The following is a 21,411-nucleotide window of genomic DNA, read 5'->3' as shown; positions in this document are numbered from 1 at the left end:
GCTACTCCTTGAACTTTGCTGCCAAAGCGCGGCGGTCCGCCTTGCCCATGGCATTCATCGGGAAACCGTCCACGCGGTGGACCGAGCGCGGTATTTTGTAGCGGGCAAGCTGGCCGCCGATATGCGCCTGAACCGCCTCCGGGTCGGGATCGCAGCCGTCTGCTGGAATGATCGCGAGGTGCAGCGTTTCGCCAAGCCGGTCGTCGGGGCGGCCAAAGGCCACGGCCTGTTCGACCTCGGGATGGCTGACGGCCGCATCCTCGACCTCTCCGCAGCCGATATTTTCGCCCCCGCACAGGACGATGTTCTTCTTGCGGTCCGAAATGTGAAGGTAACCGTCCTCGTCGATGCGGCCGAGGTCACCGGTGGCGATGTACCCGTCGTGCATCACCTCCGCGGTTTCCGCGGGGCGGCGGCAATAGCCGCGCATGGTCGTCACCCCGCCGACCAGCACTTCGCCCACCTCGCCGGGTGGGACATCGGCATATTCCTCGTCAACGATGCGCAGATCGACGATGGGTAGCGGCCGCCCGGTGGCCGTTGGCCGCTGTATCAGGTTTGCGCCGCTAATGCCGTTCACCGACCCCGTTTCGGTCTGGCCGTAGCCGATGCCGACGGACAGTCCGGGAAAGCCGGCCCGCAATTCGTCGAGCAGCCGCATGCTGATGCCCTGGCCCCCGATCGACAGGAATCTAAGGCCGGAAAGATCCCGGTCCTGCCGGTCTGCCTTCAGCAGGTCCCACAGCATCGCGGGGCTTCCGGAAAAGCCACTGACCTTCTCTCGCTCCAGCAGCGTGAGAGCATCCTCTACCCGCCAGCGTTCCAGCATCACCATCTTTCCGCCGCGCCGCAGATTTGGCAGCAGGACGGCGATCACGCCGGCCGTATGGAACAGGGGGAAGACCAGCATGGCGCTGGGCTGCGACTGTGCCGCCATTTTTGCCAGCGCCGCGATATCCATGCCCGCCTGTGCGGCACCGTAAAGCGTCGCATAGTCGATAGCAGCCGCCATGTTCATCAGCGCGAGATGTGAGATCAGCGCGCCCTTTGGATGGCCCGACGTACCGGAGGTGAAGATAATAACACCTTCATCTTCCGGCTCCTGGATAACGGGATCCAGAGCAGGCGCCGCCGCGCTTTCGAAAAGATCCGGAAGCACCGCAGCTTTTGGAAAAACATCCGATCCGGCGGTCAGCCAAAGACGTTCGCGTACCACTGAATCAGGTGCCAGTCTGGCAACTATTTCCGGTTCGGCGATCAGGCCAGCCGATTCGGTTTCCGCTATGGCACTTGCCAGTTCGGCAGGAGAGGCCCTGTAATTGATGAGGACGGGGGTGGCGCCGAGGGCCGCGATGGCGATGAAGCCGATCACCCATTCTGGCCTGTTGTGCATGGCGACGGCACAACGCATGCCCTGCGCGAGTCCTGCCGCCTCCAGTTCCCCCTTAAGAATGGCCGCGCGCCGCAGCACTTCCGCATAAGTCAGCGAATAATCCAGCCCCGTCAGACAGATCCGGTCTCCATGGCAGGCCGCCTCCTGAAAGATCGTGCCGAGCGAGCGGGGGGCGTTGCGAAATGCGCGCAGGCGTCGGCCGTCCAGAGTAATTTCGTGAAGTTCGAACGGCGCACCGGGGGCGGTCAGCTGATCCCTGGCGGGGTCTGGCCATGTCGAAGCAGAAATCTGCTCTTCGGAAGATGGACTTTGCATGCATTCACTATCCCCCGACAACCGGCGAACAGCAACGTCCACAGCTCCGCTCGGCCACTTGATGATTCGATTGGAACATAGATGCGGAGATTCGAACATCCGTCGGCCACACCCGGCGACATCCTTCCCCTAGGATACTGCTTTCGCGACGCCGGCCCGTGCGGAGCAGAGAAAACAAATTCGGGTGGGGAGAGATAATGACAAATCGTGCACGGCGCATGAGTGCGCTTTCAGTTGGAACGGCAGTTTATCTGGCGCTGGCCGCGATGCCGGCCGCGGCGCAGGACGCGACAACGACAACTCAGACAACGACACCTCAGGATGATGCGGTCATCGGCGACACCGCGGTGCAAAACCAGCAGGCCGATGATCCGTCCGTACCGCCGCAGCGCGGTGGTCTGCAGGAGATCGTTATCACTGCAGAAAAGCGCAGCGAATCGCTGCAGCGTGTTCCACTGGCGGTCAGCGCGGTCGATTCAGACCTGATCCTGCAGCGTAACATCACCTCTGCTGAACAATTGGGAGCGATCGCGCCGAACCTGACGACGACGCAGGGTCCGAATTCGACGTCGCACCTGATCGTGCACATTCGCGGTATCGGCGAGTCCGAGCCGATCCTGACCGCCGATGCGCCCGTCAGCGTCTATATCGATGGCGTCGTCGTTGGACGTTCCACCGGCTCAATTTTCGATATCGTCGATCTGGAGCGTATCGAGGTGCTGCGCGGGCCCCAGGGTACGCTTTACGGTCGCAATACCACGGGCGGCGCGGTGAATTTCATTACGCGCAAACCTTCTGAGGAATTCGGTGTTCGCGGCTTGCTGAGCTACGGCAATTATGATGCCCTGCAAGGGCGCGTGACCGTCGATACCGGCAATCTGGGTGACAGTGGCATTCGCGCCACCGCATCCTATTTTCACAAGGAACGCGACGGATATGTCGACGACATAAACAGGTCGGACGATCAGGATCCGGGCGCCTATAATAATGAAGCAGCGCGCGTCGCCGTGGCGTTCGACAATGACACTGCAATCCGTCTGAACTACACGTTCGACTGGACAAGATCCGACGCCGTTGCGCCAGCCAGCCAGTTGGCGGTCGTTGGCCCCAATCAGCTTGAATTTTTCGGCAATTCCCCGTCCTTCGGCGGAACCCCGCTTGTTGGCCCGTCGCTGGATCGTATTGACACCATCCGCTCCGAAGGCACGTTTGTGACGGACAAGACGCTCGCCCATACGTTGACGGCAGAGCTCGATATCACGCCCGATCTTATGCTGCGGTCCATTTCCGGCTACCGGGAGTGGGACAATGACACGCTCAACACCGACCTGGATGGCAATCAAGGCTTGCTGGGTTTGGTGGTCAGCCCCGGAACCCCAGGCGTTCGGCCGGTTTCGCTGTTCGGCGCGGACAAGTTCGACGAGCAGCACCAGTTTAGCCAGGAATTCAATATTCTCGGCAATATCGGCGATCGGTTCGAATATGTCGTCGGTGCCTTTTATTTCCGTGAGAAGGCGGAGGAGTCCAATCCTCAGGCCTATACGTTCGTGCTCGAGGTGCCCGGCCTCGGCCTGGGCGGCGCAAACCTGACGAACCTGCTGGAATATTCCACGATCAATGAATCGAAGGCCGTTTTCGGACAGGCTACGTTCGAAGTAACCGACAAGCTGAGCCTGATCGGTGGGCTTCGCTATACGAAGGACAAGAAAGAGCTTGAGCAAACCGGTCCGGCATCGCTGGTCCGCAACCTTGAGCGCTCTTTCGACGCAACCAACTATGCCGCAACGGTGCAGTATCAGGCCACACCAGACGTCCTCGTCTATGGCCGCGTTGCGTCGGGGTACAAGGCGGGCGGCTTCAATGCGCGCTCCGTCAACTCGGGTTACGACCCCGAGGAGGTGACCAATTACGAGGCCGGTATCAAGTCGGAGCTGTTCGATCGTCGGCTGCGTCTGAACGGTACGGTTTTCTACGCCGAGTTGAAGGACAAGCAGCTGAACCAGTTCCTGGCGGGAACGGGCGGCGCTGCCAGCGTCACGGTCAATGCCGGTAGCGCTAGCTTCACGGGCGTCGAACTGGAATTCGACGCGGCCCCGGTCGACGGTCTCAGGATCAACGGCTCGGTGGGCTATACCGACCGGGATTTCGACACTTTCAACGTGTTCGATCCTGCTATCGGCGAGGAAGTCGATGTGTCGGACGAAGCGCAGTTCAGCTATTCTGCCAGCACGACTGCCAATCTGGGCGCGCAATATACGATGTATGACGTCATGGGCGGCGATCTTTCTGCCCGGCTCGATTACACCTATCGTAGTAAGATCAATTTCAACGTCGTGCCGCGTTTCGCTCCGTTCGATGACGACATCGCATCGGGCGGAATTGGCCTGCTGGATGGGCGGATCAGCCTGTCGAAACTGCAAATCGGCGGGGTAGATACGCAGATCGGCATCTGGTCGAAGAACCTGACCAACGAGAAGTATCGCGTATCCGGGATCGATTTCGGATCGCTGAATTTCGCAACCAATACATATAGCTTGCCGCGGACGTTCGGTATCGACTTCCGCATCGAGTATTAATGGGAATGGGTGTCGAGCGCGCAATTCGCATAGCGGGCGGATCAGCCTATTTCGCTGACAGCGCGCTCGGCGTCCCCCAATTATTGGGGGCGGGGAACCTCGACTATCTGGTGTTCGATTATCTGGCCGAAGCAAGCATGGGCATGCTCGGTCGGATTCGAGAAGCGGACCCGGCCAAGGGCTATCCCGACGATTTCCTGACGGTTCACGTCGGGCCGCACCTGCATGAAATCGCTCGTCAGGGCATCAGGGTGGTTGCGAATGCCGGCGCGCTGGACCCGCTGGGTCTGGCAAAGGCGCTGGAAGCGAAGATTGCAGAAGAGGGCCTGTCGCTGAAGGTGGCCGCCATTGGCGGCGACGAATTGTTGCCGCTGGCGGATACGTTACGCACCGAGGGCGTACGGGACATGTTCACCGGCGCGCCTCTTCCCGACCGCTTGCTTACATGCAACGCCTATCTGGGCGGTTTTCCGATCGCCGAGGCGCTTGCAAGAGGCGCTGATATCGTCGTCACCGGGCGGATTGTGGACAGCGCGATCGTGCTAGGTCCGCTGATCCATGAATTCGGCTGGACCCGCGATCAGCACGATCTGCTCGCGGCGGGAACTCTGGCCGGGCATCTTCTGGAATGCAGTACCCAGATCACTGGCGGCACCTTCACCGACTGGCAGGAGGTAGATGGGTGGGACCGGATCGGCTTTCCTATCGGGGAGTGTCATGCCGACGGATCCGTCATCATCACCAAGCCGAAAGAGACTGGCGGCCTGGTAAGTGTCGGGACCGTTTCAGAACAATTGCTTTATGAGGTCAGCAACCCCGCAGATTATGTGGTCGCTGATGTTGCTTGCGACTTCAGCGATGTGCGGATCGAGGGCGTCGGTCCGGATCGCGTAAAGGTTGACGGTGCCAAGGGGCGCCCGCCTACCCCATATCTAAAGGTCAGCGCCACCTATGATGCGGGCTGGCGCACAACTGCGCTGACGCCGATTATCGGTCAGTCAGCTGGTGACAAGGCGCGGCGGCAGGCTGATGCGCTTATCGAACGCGGCCGCGCCTTGCTGCGCGGTAGCAATATGCCAGATTTCACCCGCACCTCCGCATTCGTGATCGGAGAGGAAGCGAGCTTTGGCGCGAACGCCCGTGTCACGGGCTCGCGCGAGGTCGTGCTGAAATTGTGCGTGGATCACCCCACGATGCAGGGTGCCGGTCTGTTCGCCCGAGAACAGGCATCCGGCATCACCACGATGTCGGTGGGGACGGCCATCAATCTTGCCACGACGGTCCTGCCGCTGACCGGCATTTTCGCCTGTCTGATTGATCGTACACGGGTGACCGCCAAGGTCACGATGGGCGGGGAAAGCTGGGATGTCGCCGACGTAGCCGGGAAGGAAACGACTCCGCACCCGACGCCCGATCCAGCGGCGCCCGCCGCCGAAGAGCCGATGGTGGAGGTGGAACTCGTGGACCTCGCCTGGGCGCGCAGCGGCGACAAGGGCAGCCTGTTCAACGTCGCGGTGATCGCCCGCAAACCCGAATATCTTCCCTGGATCGCAGCGGCGATGGACGAGGGGGCGGTATCGCAATGGTTCGCCCATTGCGGCAGCGATGGACAGCCGCCGCGCGTAGAGCGGTTTTACGTGCCGGGCCTTTCCGCGCTGAACTTCGTTCTGCATGACTCGTTGGGCGGTGGTATCCTGACGGGCACGGGGGTCGACCCTGCGGCGAAGGGCATGGGGCAGGTCCTCCTGCCATTCCCGGTCCCGGTCCCGAAATCCGTCGCGGACGGGCTAGCGTCGCGGCATCAAGCATCCGGAGCGTTAAAATGAACGACTATTCCTACCTGATGAAGGGCATCCAGCAGATCGAGACGGAAAGCAGCACGCTGGTCAGCTCGTCCAAATATCTGAACGATCCGCGCCTGCGCGACTGGGTGTCGACGCACCTGTTGCGGCGCAATGGGCCCGACGTCCCGACGCCATCGGATTCGATCAAGCTGGTCATGATCATGCGCGAGATCCAGGACGTCGATCACATCAACGCCCTCTTTGCCGCCGAGCGCGAAAAGAACCCGGCGCTTGATGCCTGGTTCAAGGAAGGATTTTCATCGACCTTCGAAAGAGAGGATCTCGCGGGATATGCCGAAGGCACCGTCGGCGGCACATTCTACAATCAGCTGAAGCAGAACGATCTGGAGGTTGAGATCGTCCCCCGTTTTGAGCCGAAGAACGATTTCGAATATTTTCAGCTTCGCGCCGGGCAAACGCACGATCTGGAGCACATCATGGGCGCCGGGGGCTTTGACTTCATTGGTGAGCTGGTGCCCTATTATATGCGTCTGACCAACCTGTTCGTGCATATGAGCCCCGAATTGGCAGGCGAATTGTCCGCCTTTTCGATTTTCGGATCGACCCGCATCCTGACGCGGGCGGTGCTGCACTATCCCGAAACATGGCTGAGCGTGCTGGATGCTGTCGAGCGTGGTTCGAAAGTAGGCCGCGAATCCGAGCCTCTCTACTTGATGAAATATGAGGACGTCTTCGACCTGCCCATCGAGGAAGCGCGTGAAAAGCTGGGCGTTCGCGGCGCGCGCGAGGCTGATACGGCAACGCCGTCGGCTCTGTGGACCTGAATATGGTATCGACGCTGTCCTACACGGGTGCGAGCGGCCTGGAGCTTCGGGCAAGCCAGCAGGGTCCGCAGAATGGTGCCCCCGTCCTGCTGCTCCACGGCGGCGGGCAGACACGAAATGCCTGGGGCAGTTCGCTGGAGGCGCTGGCTGCGCGCGGCTTCAACGCCGTATCGCTTGATATGCGCGGACATGGCGACAGCGAATGGTCGCCCGACGGCACCTATGCGCTGGGCGCCTTTGCGGACGACCTTCGCCAGGTGATTGCAACCTTTGACCAGCCACCTGCTCTGGTGGGTGCATCGCTGGGCGGCCTCGCATCGCTGCTCGCAGTGGGAGAGGCGCCGCATGCCACGGCGCGCTCAATCGTTTTGGTCGACGTGGTGCCGTGGATGGAGCCGAAGGGCGGCGAACAGGTCGTCGGTTTCATGCGTAACACATCCCGAGGTTTCGACACGCTGGAGGCGGCGGCGGATGCAGTGGCGGATTATCTGCCGCACCGACCACGACCGGAGCGGCTGGACGGTCTGAAGCGCAACATGCGCAAGAAATCCGACGGCCGCTGGTATTGGCACTGGGATCCGGCCTTCGTCGCGCCTCAGGACGGCTGGAACATGGACGATGTAAATCGCCGCCTGACCGAGGCGGTGCAGGCCGTGCCGGTCCCGCTGCTGCTGGTGCGTGGCACGAACAGCGAGATCGTATCGGACGCGGGCGTCCAGCGATTCCGGGAATTATTGCCCACGGGAAAAGTCGTGGAGATCGCCGGTGCGCATCACATGGTCGCGGGCGATGACAATGATGCATTCCTGGACGCGCTGATGCCCTTCCTGGAACATGAGGGAGCAGAAGCAGTATGAGTGAGTTCGTCGCCCCCCCGCGCGAAGAAACGATGCGTCGCCTGATGCAGGGCTATGAGCGGGTGGCGCCTTTTGCCCGCGACAAGAGCTACACCGTCGCCGACCGGCTGGAGGAGCGTGTTGCCGATTCCGCCGATGAGAATTTCATCCTGTTCGAGGATGAGGCGATTACCTACCGCGAGGCGAACGCGCGCGCGAACCGCATTGCGCATGCCGCAACACAGGCCGGGCTGAAGCGCGGCGACGTGGTTGCGCTGATGATGCTCAACCGGCCGGAATTCGTGCTGACATGGCTGGGCCTGGCAAAGGCGGGGATCGTTACAGCGTTGTTGAATACCAGTGCGACGGGGCCGGTGCTGGCGCATGCCCTGCGCCAGGTAAAGGCGAAGGCGGTGCTGGTAGGGTCTGAACTTGCCGAGCCGATCGCAGATCTGAGCGAGGAAGAGCGTCCCGCCCTGATCTTCGAACAGTCGGAAACGGGCGAGGACCGCAGCGACAATGGCTGGCGTGACTGGAACGCAGCCGTCGAGGCCGTGGACGACAAGGATCCCGACCCTTCAGTGCGCGACGGCATCGTGATGTCGGATCCCCTCTATTATATCTTCACGTCCGGAACGACCGGCCTGCCCAAGGCGGCACGCATGAGCCACATGCGTTTCCTGAATGCGGGGGAGATGATGGCGGGCCTGATGGGCTTCGGCAAGGAGGACACGTTCTACTGTTTCCTGCCGCTCTACCATGGCGCGGGCGGAATGGTCGTGCCGTCGGTTGCCCTGGCGGAGGGGCGTCCGTTTGTCTTGCGACGCAAGTTCAGCCGGTCTGGTTTCTGGGAGGACGTGAAACGTCACAATATCACCGCGACCTATTATATCGGCGAGGTCATCCGCTATCTGCTGGCGACGCCGCCCGCACCCAATGACCGCGACCACAGCCTGCGCGTGATGTGCGGCGCCGGGCTGAAATCCGAAGTCTGGACCGCCTTTGTAGAGCGCTTCGGTATCGAGAAGATCATCGAGGGGCTTGGATCGACGGAGGCCAATTACGGCATCACAAACGTCGATAATCGCGTCGGCTCGGTCGGGCGGCTGCCCTATCCGGAGGCGACGAACATCCGCATCCTGAAATGGGATATGGAGGCCGACGATCATGCCCGCGACGCCGATGGAAACGTTATAGAGGCTAAGCCGCATGAAGTGGGTGAGCTGGTCGCGGAGGTCCTGGGCGGCAATGGGGTCGGTGGCTTCTTTGAAGGATATACGTCCGAGGAGGCAACCGAGGCAAAGCTGATCCGCGATCTGTTCAAGCCCGGCGATGCGTGGTTCCGCTCAGGCGACTTGGTGCGTTTCGACGAGGAGGACTATTTCTTTTTCGTCGACAGGGTGGGCGATACCTTCCGCTGGAAGAGCGAGAATGTCGCGACGCTGGAAGTTGAAACGGTATTGTCCGATTTCCCCGGGCCGTCGATCGTGAACGTCTATGGCGTCAAGGTGCCGCAGACGGAGGGCCGGGCCGGTATGGTATCGCTGACCTATGCGGATGCGACCGATTTCGACCCGGAGGCTTTCTATCGCTTCGCGGAGGAGCATCTCGCCCATTATGCGGTGCCGGTATTTGTCCGCATTTCGGCCGCGCCGGAAATGACCACCACTTTCAAATTGCGAAAAGTGGAATTGCAGCGTGAGGGATATGACCCTGCGCAAGCCGGCGACGACGTGTTGTTCGTCGCCGATCCGGAAGCACGCACCTATCAACCAGTCACCTCCGAGACGCTCGAGCGTCTCGGCATTTCCCCCTTCGAAGGAGCGCAATGATGGACGTCGATTACACGACCGAGCAGAAGGCCTTGCGGAAGGAATTCCGTGAATATCTTGACGGAATCATGACCGACGAAGTGCGCGAGGCCACTCGTGACGCGGAGAGCGGCCCCGCCTACCGCGCGGTCATCAAGCAAATGGGTGAAGATGGCTGGCTGACGCCCGGCTGGCCCGTTGAATATGGTGGTCGCGGCCTGGACCCCTTGACGCAGAAAATCCTCTTGGAAGAACTGGTGCTGGCAGAGGCGCCGTTCCCCTTCGTCACCGTCAACACGGTGGGCCCTGCGCTGATGCGGCTGGGTACGGAACAGCAGAAGGCGGACATCCTTCCGCGTATTGCGGCTGGCGAACTGATCTTTGCCATCGGTTATTCGGAGCCGGGTGCAGGCACCGACCTTGCCAGCCTGAAGACCCGCGCCGTGCTGGATGGCGACGAGTACGTCATTAACGGACAGAAGATCTTCACCAGCGGTGCTGAGGGCGCGGACTTTGTGTTTCTTGCCGCACGTACAGACCCCGACGCGCCGCCGCACAAGGGCATTACGATCCTGATGCTGGACACGAAGGCGCCAGGCTTTTCGGTCTCGCCCATCTGGACGGTGGGCGGTTTCCGCACGAACGTCACCTATTACGAAGACGTGCGCGTTCCTGCGGACATGGTCATTGGCGAAGTGAACGGCGGTTGGCGCCTGATCGCGGAGCAGCTCAACCACGAACGTATCGGTCTTGCCGCCTTAACCTACGGCGCAAATGGCTGCTTTGATCAGGTCACGGCGTGGGCGCGGGAGACAAAGGCAGGCGATGGAAAGCAGCTGATCGACGTACCCTGGGTACAGTCGGCGCTGGGTGAATCCTATGCCCTGCTGCGTGCGGTCGAGGTGATGGGCAATCGCGTTGCCGCTCAGGTATCGCAGGGATCGACCCGTGCGGATCTCGCCAGCGGCCTGAAGGTGTTTGGTACCGAAAGCGTCATCAAGGTGATGCGTTTGCTGCTCGACGTGCTTGGCCCGGCGGGTCTGGTGCGTGACGGATCCGCGGGTGCGGTGCTGCGCGGCAGGATAGAGCGTGAATATCGCAAGTGCCAGATCAACACCTTTGGCGGCGGCACCGCCGAGGTGCTGCGGGACATGGTGGCGCAGGTCGGCCTTGGCATGCCGCGGGGTGCGCGCTGATGACTGACGACAGCTTGCTGGCACAGGCCCGCGAATGGGTTGGCCGTGCCGCCAATCAGCCGGCGACGGCGCGCGACCCGGTGAACGTGCCGATGATCCGTCGCTGGTGCGAAGCGATGGGCGAGACGAATGCGATATATTTTGACGAGTCCGCCGCAAAGGCGGCCGGTCATCCGGGTATCGTCGCACCGCCGGCGATGCTGGAGGTGTGGACGATGGCACCCTATCGGCCCGGCGGACGCACCGCCGAGGAGGGTATGGCGGTGCTGAACCTCTTTGACGAGGCGGGCTATACCGGCGTTGTCGCGACCAATACGCGCCAGGAATATGATCGCTATCTGGTGCCGGGGGATGTCATTACCTCGACGCCGATCGTGGACGATGTTTCCGATGAAAAGCGTACCGCGCTGGGCATCGGGCATTTCGTGACACTGCGTTATGAATTCACAGATGCCTCGGACAAGCGGGTAGGGCGGATGACGTTCCGCGTCCTGAAGTTCAAGCCGAACCTGGCACAGCCGAAAGCGGAAGCGACGGAAGAGGGCGGCGAGAACAAATTCCCGCATCCCCGTCCGGCAATTACGCATGACAACGCCTTCTACTGGGAGGGTCTGTCCAATCGTAAGCTGTTGTTTCAATCCACGGATGGGCGTCTTCGCCATCCGCCGGGGCCAATGGACCCGGTCAGCGGCTCGCTGGAGTTCGACATCGTTGAATCCAGTGGTCGCGGGACGATCCACAGTTTCGTCGTGATGCACCAACCGCGTCTGCCTGGCTTCGAATATCCCCTGCCGGTGGTGCTGGTAGAGCTGGAAGAGGGCGTGCGCCTCGTCGCCAATGTCCTCGATGCCGACCCGAAAGAGGTGGAGATTGGCCGCAAGGTTGAGGTCGACTTTGTCGAGGTCGAACCCGGCTACATTCTGCCCGCCTTCCGTCTTTCCTGAGGAATTTTAAATGGATTTCACCCTTTCCGATGATCAGCGCGAATTGCGCGATCTGGCGGCGCGCATCTTGGGCGATGCCACCAGCGATGAAGCGCTGCGCGATTTCGCCGCTGGCGACGAACCCTATAATGCTGATCTATGGCGTACGCTTGCGGAAGCGGGCCTGCTCGGCCTCGCCATTTCGGAACAGGCGGGTGGCCTTGGCCTGGGCGTCGTGGATCTCGGCCTGTTGCTCGAGGAGCAGGGCCGTACCCTGGCACCACTGCCGCTGACGCCGACCATCGCGATGGCTGCCACGGCGATCGACCGCCACGGCAGCGCTGAGCAGAAAGAAGCCTGGCTGCCCCGCGTCATTGCCGGTGACTTGTTGATCACTGCGGCGGTAGAGGAGGTTGGCAATGTCGATCCTCATGCCCCGATGACAAAGGCGACAGCGGACGGCAATGGCTGGCGCCTTTCGGGCGTCAAGACGGCGGTTCCCTATGCCGCTCAGTCCGCAGCGATCCTTGTTACCGCTCAGGCTGAAACGGGTCCGGCACTTTTCTTGATCGAACCCGACGCAAGCGGAGTGAGCATCGAAGCGCAGACGGGCACGAATGGCGAGCCGCAGGGTCTCCTGACGCTGAACGATGTGTCCATCTCCGGCGACGCGCTAATCGGGAATATCGAAGATGGCGCGCAGATCGTTGCTGACCTGATCGCGCGCGGCCAGGTCGCTCTTTCCCAGCGCCAGGTCGGCGTTGCCGCAGAGGCGCTGCGCCGGACCGCTGAATATTCCAGCGGTCGCATTCAGTTCGGCAAGCCGCTCGGTTCCATGCAGGCAGTGCAACAGCGCGCCGCCGATGCCTTTATCGATGTAGAGGCGATGCGGTCCACGTCGCTGCTGGCGGCATGGCAGCTGGACCGCGACGAGCTGAAACCGGCGGATATTGCCAGCGCCAAATATTGGGCAGCGATGGGTGGCCATCGTGTCGTCCATACGGCGCAGCATCTGCACGGCGGCATGGGGGCAGACATTACCTATCCCATCCATCGTTTCTTTCTGAATGCGACGCAGATCGGCGAGACGCTGGGTGGCGCCAATCCCATGCTGTCCGTCATTGGCGCGGCCATTGCGGATAAACGCGCGGAGACACTGACATGAGCAATCAGACTGTGAACATTTCCGACATCGCCGTCGGCCAGTCACTTCCCGAACTGGTGGTGCCGATCACCGCCTCGGCCATCGTCGCGAGCGCGATTGCGACCAATGATTTCGAGAATGTGCACCACGATAAGGCGGCGGCGCAGGCCACCGGCGTGCCGGATATCTTTATGAACATCCTGACCACCAACGGGTTCGTACAGCGTTTTGTCAGCGACTGGTGCGGCGCTGCGGCGCGTATCGACAGTGTTGATATCAAGCTTGGCGCGCCAAATTTCGTTGGCGATACCATGAAATTGACCGGCGAAGTCACCGAGGTTCAGGGCGACAAGGTCGAAGTGCGTGTCAGCGGCCGCAATGCGATCGGCGAACATGTCGGCGCGACGGTGAAATTGAACTTCGGAGGTGCGGCATGAGCGGAACTCTATCCGGAAAGGCCGCAATCGTCGGCATTGGCGCGACCGAATTTTCCAAAAATAGCGGCCGATCCGAATTGCGCTTGGCCGTAGAGGCAATCACCACGGCTCTGGAAGATGCCGGCATCGACCGCGAAGAGGTGGATGGCCTGTCCACTTTCACGATGGACAATAACCCCGAGATCGAGGTTTTTCGTAACATCGGTGGCAAGTCGCTGAAGTTTTTCAGCCGCGTTCACTATGGCGGCGGAGCGGCTTGCGCGCCGATCATGCAGGCGGCCATGGCGGTTGCAACGGGTGTGGCGGAGGTGGTGGTGTGCTACCGAGCGATGAACGAGCGGTCGCAGTACCGTTTTGGCAGCGGTTACACGCCGCCGCCCGTACCGAACGCGGAATCCGCCCATTACGGCTATTATGTACCATTCGGTTTGCTCTCGCCCGCATCATGGGTCGCCATGGCGGCGCAGCGCTACATGTACGAAAGCGGCGCGACGTCGGAAGATTTTGGGCGTGTTTCCGTCGCTTGCCGGCGGCATGCCGCCAATAATCCGAACGCCTGGTTCTACGAACAGCCCATCACGCTGGAGGAGCATCAGCAATCGCGCTGGATCGTGGAGCCGCTCCACCTTCTCGACTGCTGCCAGGAATCGGACGGTGCGCAAGCGATCGTCGTCACGAGCGCCGAACGCGCGAAGAAACTGCGCCAGCCGCCCGCAATCATTCGGGCAGCCGCACAGGGGGCAGCGGACGACCAGCAGATGATGACCAGCTATTATCGAGAGGACATAACCCGCTTGTCGGAAATGGATCTGGTTGCGGAGCAGCTTTATGCACAGGCGGGCGTCAAGGCCGCCGATATCCGCACGGCAACACTGTATGACCACTTCACGCCTTATGTCCTTACACAGCTCGAAGCATTTGGCTTTGCGCCAAAGGGTCAGGCAAAGGAGTTCGTGCGAGAGGGCAATCTGGAAATCGGCGGACGGCTGCCGGTCAACACAAATGGTGGCCAGCTTGGTGAGGCATATATTCACGGTATGAACGGCATTGCCGAAGGTGTGCGCCAAGTGCGCGGAACGTCGGTCAATCAGGTGCCGGGTGACGGCCCCGTGCTTGTGACGGCGGGGACGGGCGTTCCGACCAGCGGTCTGATACTGGGCCCCGCTTGACCCTCCGCGAGCGTCTATTCGTCGGCGTCTTGATGACCGGGTCGGCGACCACCGCGCTTGTCCTGGTGGTGCTGATCCCGGTGCTGCCGATGCTCGCCGAATCTTTCGGTGGCGGCAGTGAGGGCGCGCAATTGTCTCAGGCGGTGATGACCTCTCCGGCGCTGGGATTGATCGCGGGCGGTTTCCTCAGTGCGGCTGCGGTGAAGGCCGTCGGTACCTTCCGCCTGTTGCTGGCCGGCCTCGCGCTCTATGGGCTTGCAGGCACGGCTGGCCTGTATGTTTCGGGCGCGCCGCTCATGCTCGGCTCACGGTTCCTGCTGGGCGTTGCGGCGTCTTTCGTCGGGATCGGGACGACAGCACTGATCGCCGCACGTTATGAGGCCGTAAAACGGGCGAAGCTGCTAGGTATCAAGGGGGCCTTGGGTTCCGTCGGCGGAATAAGCGGTATCCTCCTGGGCGGCGAACTCGGCTCGTTAGGGGGCTGGCGGCTGCCCTTCGCGGTTTACGGCTTCGGCTTTCTGTTGCTCGCGCTGCTATTCATTGCGCGTGGAAAGGCGACGCAGCCTGCGCCTGTTGCCGTTCCACCACCGGGCACGGCAATGAAGCCGGATGCGAGCCTGCTGTCGCTGTGGCCATTCTATCTGGTTATCGTTGTTTTCGGCGTCGTGCTGATGATGACGACAACACAATTGTCCTTCCTGCTGGATGAAATCGGTATCGATGAACCATCGCAGGTAAGCCGTATCGCGGTGATGGCGTCAGTCGGGGCGATGATCGGCGGTTTTGGCTATGGACGGCTTGCTGCATGGATCGGGCTTGAACGTATTTTTCCTGTCGCGTTCCTCAACTGGTCGCTGGGCCTTGGATTGCTCGGCTTCGCACAAACCCCGTTGGCGGCGACCATTGGGTGCGTGATTACCGGTATTTCGGCGGGGCTTTATATGCCCCACATGATCTCCACCCTGGCGGTGAAGGCGGATGACAAAATCCGTGATCGCGCCATCGCGATGCTTTATTCAGCGATCTTCCTGGGCGACTTCCTGAACCCGTTCGTTGTCGAACCGATGAGTGTCGCCCTGACGCGGCACGGCGCTTTCCGGGCGGTGGCGGCCTTTACCTTCTTATCGTTCCTATTCACGCTATATCGCTACATGCGGCGCCGGAACTGAAAACCTAAAGACCCACCCGCCACCGTGGGGCGGGTGGGTCCTTGGAGGCATGGAACAGGGTGGCGGCCTGCGGCGTGTCAGGCGGGCAGGGCGGTGTTGATGATTTGCGCCTGCGTATATTCCTCAAAACCCGCCTGGCCGCCCTCGACACCAATGCCGGATTGCTTTGCACCACGGAACGGGATGCGGGGATCGATTGCCATCAACTGATTGATCCAGACCGTGCCGGTCGACAGGCGCTGGGCGATTTGCGTCGCCCGCGCGACGTCCTTGCTCCAGATCGTCCCCCCCAAACCGTAGGGTGTGCCGTTCGCGCGCTCGATCAGATCGTCAATTTCGGTATATTTCAGCACTGGCAGGACGGGGCCGAACTGTTCTTCCCTTACCAGCAGGGCGTCGTCGGCAATATCGCGCACGATGGTGGGCGGGATGAAATAGCCCGGCCGATCCAGCGCCTTGCCGCCCGCGATGATGCGGGCATGCCCCCGCGTTTCATCCAAAAGCGCGGAAACCTTTTCGAACTGCTGCCGGTTCTGGATGGGACCGATCTGCGTTCCCTGCCGGGCGCCATCGTCGACGATAGCCTCCTCCGCCAGCCGCGCGAGTTCGGTGCAGAACTCGTCGTAAATCGCCTCCGGCACATAGACGCGCTTGATGGCAACGCAGATCTGGCCGGCGTTTCGCATTGCCCCGTTGAACACCTGTTGCGCCGTCTCGATGGGGTCGACGTCGTCGAGGACGATGGAAGCATCATTGCCGCCCAGCTCCAGCGTTATGCGTTTCAGGCCGGCCGCTGCTGACGCCATCACCTTCCGGCCGGTCTCTGTCGAACCGGTGAAGGACACCTTGTCCACCTCTGGGTGAGAGGAAAGCAGCGCCCCCAAGTCGTTTTCGTCGCAGATCAGATTGACCACACCGGCCGGCAGAATGTCTCGGCACACTTCCGCGAACAACAGCGCGGTGAGCGGTGTTGTGGGCGCTGGTTTTATAATGATCGTGTTGCCAGCGACCAGGGCGGGCGCAAATTTGTTCGCCAGCAGGATGACCGGAAAATTCCATGGCACGATGGCCGCGACCACGCCCAGCGGCTTGCGATATTCGACTGCCTGCTTTCCACCGCCATCCAATATGGTTTTTGGCTCATGCCGCATCTCCGAAAATGCGCGCAGCACATTGATGGTGCCCTTCATTTCGCCCGTTGCCTGGTCTAGCGGCTTTCCCTGTTCTTCGGTCAGCAGGGATGCGAATTCTGAAATGCGCGCTTCGATGGCGTCGGCGATCGCGGCGATCTTTTTGCCGCGTTCCTCGATCGGCGTCGCAGCCCAGGCGGCAAACGCGCGACGCGCCGCGGCGACCGCCAGTTCCAGCTGCGCCTCATCCGCCTTTGGGCATTGTGCGAAGGCTTCACCGGTTGCCGGATTGATGACGTCGAATGCGCTGGCGCCCGGTACTGGCTGACCATCGATGGTAAGGTGGTACTCGCGCTTCATTTTCGAATTCTCCGTCGAGGGGCGACAGGCCCTGGCATTGTTACACAAAACCCGACCGTCGCTTTTACGCGACCGCCGATACTCGCGAGGTCTGCTCTTCCGCCTCGGCAGTCTCCAGACCCATCAGCGTTGCGGCATTGGTGCCGATCAGGCGCCGGATATCATCATCGTCATATTCCAGATCGATCAGCATCTGGATAACGTAGCGCAGTCCTTCGACCGGTGTCGGATTACCGACCTGGCCCAGATCGGAGCCGATGATTGTGTTGGGAACGCCGCCCGCTTCGATCAGGCCCTTCAGGCCCTCCGCGGTGTAATTCTTTCCCTGAACGCCGGCCCACATGCAGCAGCTATGCTCCAGATAGGCACCCATTGAGGCGAGTTCGCCCAGATCGGCGTGGTTCGCGTCGATCAGAAAGCTGGGGTGATTCACCAGAAGGCGGGTAACACCGCGTTCCTTCGCTTCGCGGAACAGGGGCCAGATTTCGCTGATGTGCAAATGGCCCGCCGACAGGACGGCATCATATTCGGCGATCTGGTCCAGGATCTGCTTTACCTCGTCCTTCAGCGCGCCGCGCTCGTCAATCACGGTCAGCATGGTCGGGTCGAGCATTTTCTCCTTGGTGGGAAGGAACTGCTTCCGGTGGGAATGGCGAATGTGGTTCGCCGCGGAAAAGGTCGGCATCCACACCAGTCGCGCGCCCAGCTTGAATCCATGCTCGACCGCATAGGGGTTGAGGCCACCCGTTGTATTGTTCAGCGGAACGCCGCTCAGCAATTTGACCTTCCCCGGCATGATCTCGTCCAGCAGGGCCGCGACCGGTGTCACCGAATAATAATGATCCTTGAACAGGATTGCGCGCAGGCCGGCGGCTTCACCTTCCTTGATAGCCTCGACATGGTTCAGCCGGCGGGGCATCACCGACGGGCCGGAATGGCAATGCAGGTCGATGGCGCCCTTCAGCAGGTTTTCGATGCGGTCGGTCATTGGTCGGATTCCTGTGTTTTGGTCGTGTCCTCTGGCATTGGATATTCATCCGCGTTCAGCACCCAGCCCGGCTTCATTGAGAAGTCCATGCGCGGCGGGCAAAAGACGTCCAGCAGTCTGTTAAGTCCGGGGGCGATGCCCTGCGACGTATGTGTCGCGGGTGGCGGAATGACCGCCACGGACGGGGCGGCGATATGTTCATGATCGTCGTCCAGCCATTTCGTGGAATCACTAATCCAGGGCCAGCGCAGATGGTGAATGTAATCACCGTCTAGGGCAATGGAATATTGTTCGAAATCATCATGATGGTGCGGCGAAAGATTGTCTGCCGCGCGGGGGCCGACGCGTCCGTCGCCGAAATTCACCATGATTGTGGAGCCCCGATACAGACGGCCAAAGCGGCCCTCCTCTCCCGGGATGCTGCCGGAATAGACGCGCACCTTGCGGCCGCCGACGGGGTCAGGCCAAGGCTGGAATTCGGCGACATTGGGATCGGGCTGCCTGTAGGCGGCGGCATTCACGCAACGCTCTGCCAGGTCAGTGGAGCGGGTCGTGAAGAGGCGCAGCATCCGGCCACCCTTCCGTACCGTGACGCGGCTGTCGCCATCAGGTACAAAAGCGACGGCGCGGCCGCTCATCACGCTGGTTTCGTCCTCGAATTCGATTTCCAGTTCCGCACCCTCATCCGGCAGGACTACGGCATATTCGTCGATCTGCCCTGTCCGCTCCAGAACGGCTCCATCCTCAACTTCGCTATACGCGACGATCATGGTCTGACCGCGCGCATACCATGTGCGTGCGGATGAAGATGTTTCCTGGGGATCCGTATCGTAGAACGGTGCATAACTGGCGGACTGAAAACTTGTCGCAGTAGGTTTGGCAGCGCTCGTCGTGAGACTCGTCCGCAAATCGTTGCGACCGTACATAAAATCCTCTCCCAAGCGCTGTGCTGTTCTTGCCAGCCTTGGTCCAGACTATCCGGGGGGCAGCTATGGGTCCAATTCCTTCCCAAAGGCAGGCCGATACCTCATCGTTATCAAAACTTATTCTCGTGTATCCATATCTGGCTACTATCGAAGTGCTGTAGAAACGGCATTGGACATATCGGTCCGCGGCGGGAAATTGCGTTCGGCGTCACGCAAGAACGCTGATTTGGGGATAGGAGAGCTGGATTGATGGCGACGGTGCAGAAGCAGGACGCGGACACCCCACGGCAAGCGGCGCAACGTGGCCTGACGCGGCTGTTTCGTCCCGGCTCGATTGCCATTGCGGGCGCTTCGCCTGATCCCAAGACGATGGGCGGCGCGATCCTCGCCAATTGCGACCGTTTCGATTTTGACGGGCCTGTCCACCTGATCAGCCCGACGCGCAGCGAGATCGCCGGTCGCCCCTGCATTCCGTCTGCGGATGAACTGCCACAGGGTGTCGATGCCGTGGTTCTCAACATTCCGCAAAAGGCCATTCTGGACGCGGCGCGGGCCTGCGCGAACAGGGGCGTCGGCGGCCTCGTCATATTCGCATCCGGCTTTGCTGAGGCGGGTGAAGAGGGGCTTGCCGTCCAGGAGGAGCTTGCCAGTATTTGCCGGGGGGCGGGGATGGCGATGCTGGGGCCGAATTGCCTCGGCTATGTCAATTATCTCGACGGAGCTGCCCTCAGCTTTGAACCCCTGCACCCGATGCCCGTCGGACAGCGGCGCAATGTTGCCGTCATAGCGCAAAGCGGTGCTGTCTCGTCGGCCATTCGCGCGGCCATGCTGGGGCGCGGCGTGGCGGTCTCTCTGGCGGCAGCCACCGGAAACGAAGCGGTTTCGAAGACGAGTGATGTCATCGATTTCATCGTTCAGGAGCGCAGCGCCAACGCCATTGCGATCTATGCCGAACAAATTCGTGAGCCAGCGGCGTTCCTGGCCTCCGCTATCGGGGCGAGAAACGCCGGCATCCCAGTTGTGGTTCTGCATCCGGGCCGTAGCCGCCGTGGACGCGAAGCGGCCCAATCCCACACGGGCGCGATGGTCGGCGATCATGCATTGATGCGTACGGCGGTCGAGAACGAAGCTGTCGTCGTGGTCGATACGATGGACGAACTGCTGGATACGGTTGCGCTGCTCCACCGCTTTCCAAAGCCGGCGACCGGCGATCTGGGGATTATCACGAATTCCGGCGCGGTGCGGGGGATGAGCTTTGACTTCGCAGAGGATGTCGGTCTGACGCTGGCGCCGATGACGGACATGACCCGGGAGCGTATCGCCGGATTGCTGCCTGCCAATATGGAAATCGACAATCCCCTCGACATCGGCACGACGGGCTATGCCGACGCCACGATTTTCCGCACGACCACGGCCGCTATGCTGGCGGATGAGAAGGTCGGCGGCTTGTTGCTGTCGGTGACGGGCGGCGGCCCCGCGCAGCAGCGGGCCAAGGCCGACGCCATCGTGCCGGAGGCGCTGACCTCCTCAAAGCCGGTCGCGGTGGCGGTCATCGGCGATGAATCGCCACTCGACCCCGATTTTCGCGCGGCCATGATTGAAAGCGAAACGCCGCTATACCGCTCGCCAGAGCGCGCGATGCGAGCCTTTGCGGCGGCTTCGCGCTATGCCGATGCGCTGAAGGGTGCGGACGATCGTACCGCACCCGCGACGGGCCTATCAGCTTGGCCGGCTGCGGGCGTTAAGCCGGAATATGTCGGCAAGGCTTTTTTGCGTGATCTGGGTATTCGGGTGCCGGACGGAAAACTGGTCAAGGATCGGGACACTGCCCGCACCGTAGCTCAGGAAATAGGCTATCCCGTCGTGTTGAAGGCGCAGGCGGCGGCACTGTCGCATAAAAGCGACGCGGGCGGCGTTATCCTGAATATTGGCGACGAGGCGGGATTGCTGGCGGAATGGGACCGGCTGATGGCGAATATCGGCACGACCGAGATCGACGGTGTTCTGGTCGAGCGGATGAGCGCGCCGGGCGTCGAGATGATCGTCGGAGCCCGCCATCACGCCGAATGGGGGGCTTCGCTGCTAGTGGGTCTGGGGGGTGTGCTGACAGAGGCGCTCGACGCGACGATCCTGCTGCCTGCCGATATTTCTCATGCGCGGGCAGTCGATCGCATTCGCGGCCTTCGCGGCGCCCGACTGCTGGAGGAGTTCAGGGGCCGGAGCGCCCGCGACGTGGAGGCCGTGGCAGATGCAGTGGTGCGCCTGGGCGCCGCCGTGCGCGCGCCCATCGGCATAGAGGAAATCGAGATCAACCCGTTGATGGTCTACGGTGTGGGCGAGGGCGTGACGGCATTGGATGCCCTTGTCGTAACCCGCTGACCCGCCTCGCAAGAACAAAGTCATGGAAGG

Annotated in this window: 16 protein-coding genes; 12 read left to right on the top strand and 4 right to left on the bottom strand. The window is 61.4% G+C overall.

Going from position 1 to position 21,411, the window contains the following annotated elements; genetic code table 11:
• Position 1 precedes the first annotated feature (1 nt).
• Positions 2-1,708 carry a class I adenylate-forming enzyme family protein gene (locus ACSMXM_RS06600; protein WP_460315062.1) on the bottom strand — a complete coding sequence of 569 codons (1,707 nt, stop codon included), beginning with the start codon at positions 1,706-1,708 and terminating at the stop codon, positions 2-4.
• Between the two features lie 197 nt (positions 1,709-1,905).
• On the opposite strand from ACSMXM_RS06600, the gene ACSMXM_RS06595 reads away from it, so the two are divergent.
• From ACSMXM_RS06595 to ACSMXM_RS06545, 11 genes are read left to right on the top strand one after another with little or no spacing between them, the layout of a single operon-like run.
• Positions 1,906-4,284, top strand: a complete 2,379-nt coding sequence (locus tag ACSMXM_RS06595; protein WP_460315060.1) for a TonB-dependent receptor — start codon at positions 1,906-1,908, stop codon at positions 4,282-4,284.
• A gap of 5 nt (positions 4,285-4,289) precedes the next feature.
• Positions 4,290-6,110, top strand: coding sequence for an acyclic terpene utilization AtuA family protein (locus tag ACSMXM_RS06590; RefSeq protein WP_460315058.1), 1,821 nt, complete (start codon positions 4,290-4,292; stop codon positions 6,108-6,110).
• On the top strand, positions 6,107-6,913 hold the full coding sequence (locus tag ACSMXM_RS06585; protein ID WP_460315057.1) for a Coq4 family protein: 807 nt from the start codon (positions 6,107-6,109) through the stop codon (positions 6,911-6,913). The genes ACSMXM_RS06590 and ACSMXM_RS06585 overlap by 4 nt, the downstream gene beginning before the upstream one ends.
• Positions 6,914-6,915: 2 nt before the next feature.
• Positions 6,916-7,770: an alpha/beta fold hydrolase gene (locus ACSMXM_RS06580; protein ID WP_460315055.1), complete on the top strand. Its 855-nt coding sequence runs from the start codon at positions 6,916-6,918 to the stop codon at positions 7,768-7,770.
• Positions 7,767-9,581, top strand: coding sequence for a long-chain-acyl-CoA synthetase (locus ACSMXM_RS06575; protein WP_460315054.1), 1,815 nt, complete (start codon positions 7,767-7,769; stop codon positions 9,579-9,581). Before ACSMXM_RS06580 ends, ACSMXM_RS06575 begins: the two co-directional genes overlap by 4 nt.
• Positions 9,581-10,756, top strand: a complete 1,176-nt coding sequence (locus ACSMXM_RS06570) for an acyl-CoA dehydrogenase family protein (protein ID WP_460315052.1) — start codon at positions 9,581-9,583, stop codon at positions 10,754-10,756. Before ACSMXM_RS06575 ends, ACSMXM_RS06570 begins: the two co-directional genes overlap by 1 nt.
• On the top strand, positions 10,756-11,700 hold the full coding sequence (locus ACSMXM_RS06565) for a bifunctional MaoC family dehydratase N-terminal/OB-fold nucleic acid binding domain-containing protein (RefSeq protein WP_460315050.1): 945 nt from the start codon (positions 10,756-10,758) through the stop codon (positions 11,698-11,700). Before ACSMXM_RS06570 ends, ACSMXM_RS06565 begins: the two co-directional genes overlap by 1 nt.
• A 10-nt stretch (positions 11,701-11,710) precedes the next feature.
• A complete protein-coding gene (locus ACSMXM_RS06560) occupies positions 11,711-12,844 on the top strand; it encodes an acyl-CoA dehydrogenase family protein (protein WP_460315049.1) in 1,134 nt (377 codons plus the stop codon).
• Entirely contained in the window at positions 12,841-13,260 is a 420-nt protein-coding gene (locus ACSMXM_RS06555; RefSeq protein WP_460315047.1) for a MaoC/PaaZ C-terminal domain-containing protein, read from the top strand. Before ACSMXM_RS06560 ends, ACSMXM_RS06555 begins: the two co-directional genes overlap by 4 nt.
• Entirely contained in the window at positions 13,257-14,429 is a 1,173-nt protein-coding gene (locus ACSMXM_RS06550) for a lipid-transfer protein (protein WP_460315045.1), read from the top strand. Before ACSMXM_RS06555 ends, ACSMXM_RS06550 begins: the two co-directional genes overlap by 4 nt.
• The gene (locus tag ACSMXM_RS06545) at positions 14,426-15,598 is read left to right on the top strand and encodes an MFS transporter (RefSeq protein WP_460315043.1); all 1,173 of its coding nucleotides are present in this window, start codon (positions 14,426-14,428) and stop codon (positions 15,596-15,598) included. Before ACSMXM_RS06550 ends, ACSMXM_RS06545 begins: the two co-directional genes overlap by 4 nt.
• Before the next feature lie 77 nt (positions 15,599-15,675).
• Here ACSMXM_RS06545 and ACSMXM_RS06540 read toward each other — a convergent pair whose 3' ends face one another.
• The 3 genes from ACSMXM_RS06540 to ACSMXM_RS06530 all read right to left on the bottom strand — a co-directional run bounded on the left by ACSMXM_RS06540 (position 15,676) and on the right by ACSMXM_RS06530 (position 19,002).
• Positions 15,676-17,088 (bottom strand): aldehyde dehydrogenase family protein, encoded by a 1,413-nt coding sequence (locus ACSMXM_RS06540; RefSeq protein WP_460315041.1) that lies wholly within the window; start codon positions 17,086-17,088, stop codon positions 15,676-15,678.
• Positions 17,089-17,152: 64 nt separating this feature from the next.
• Positions 17,153-18,076, bottom strand: coding sequence for a DUF6282 family protein (locus ACSMXM_RS06535; RefSeq protein WP_460315039.1), 924 nt, complete (start codon positions 18,074-18,076; stop codon positions 17,153-17,155).
• Positions 18,073-19,002 carry a cupin domain-containing protein gene (locus ACSMXM_RS06530; protein WP_460315037.1) on the bottom strand — a complete coding sequence of 310 codons (930 nt, stop codon included), beginning with the start codon at positions 19,000-19,002 and terminating at the stop codon, positions 18,073-18,075. The genes ACSMXM_RS06535 and ACSMXM_RS06530 overlap by 4 nt, the downstream gene beginning before the upstream one ends.
• Before the next feature lie 249 nt (positions 19,003-19,251).
• Here ACSMXM_RS06530 and ACSMXM_RS06525 point away from each other — a divergent pair, with 249 nt between their 5' ends.
• Positions 19,252-21,381, top strand: coding sequence for an acetate--CoA ligase family protein (locus ACSMXM_RS06525; protein ID WP_460315035.1), 2,130 nt, complete (start codon positions 19,252-19,254; stop codon positions 21,379-21,381).
• The last annotated feature ends 30 nt before the right edge of the window (positions 21,382-21,411 follow it).

This window comes from Pacificimonas sp. ICDLI1SI03, from assembly GCF_054740865.1.
Note: the sequence above shows the minus strand (reverse complement) of the source record. Positions and strands in the feature narration are given on the sequence as shown.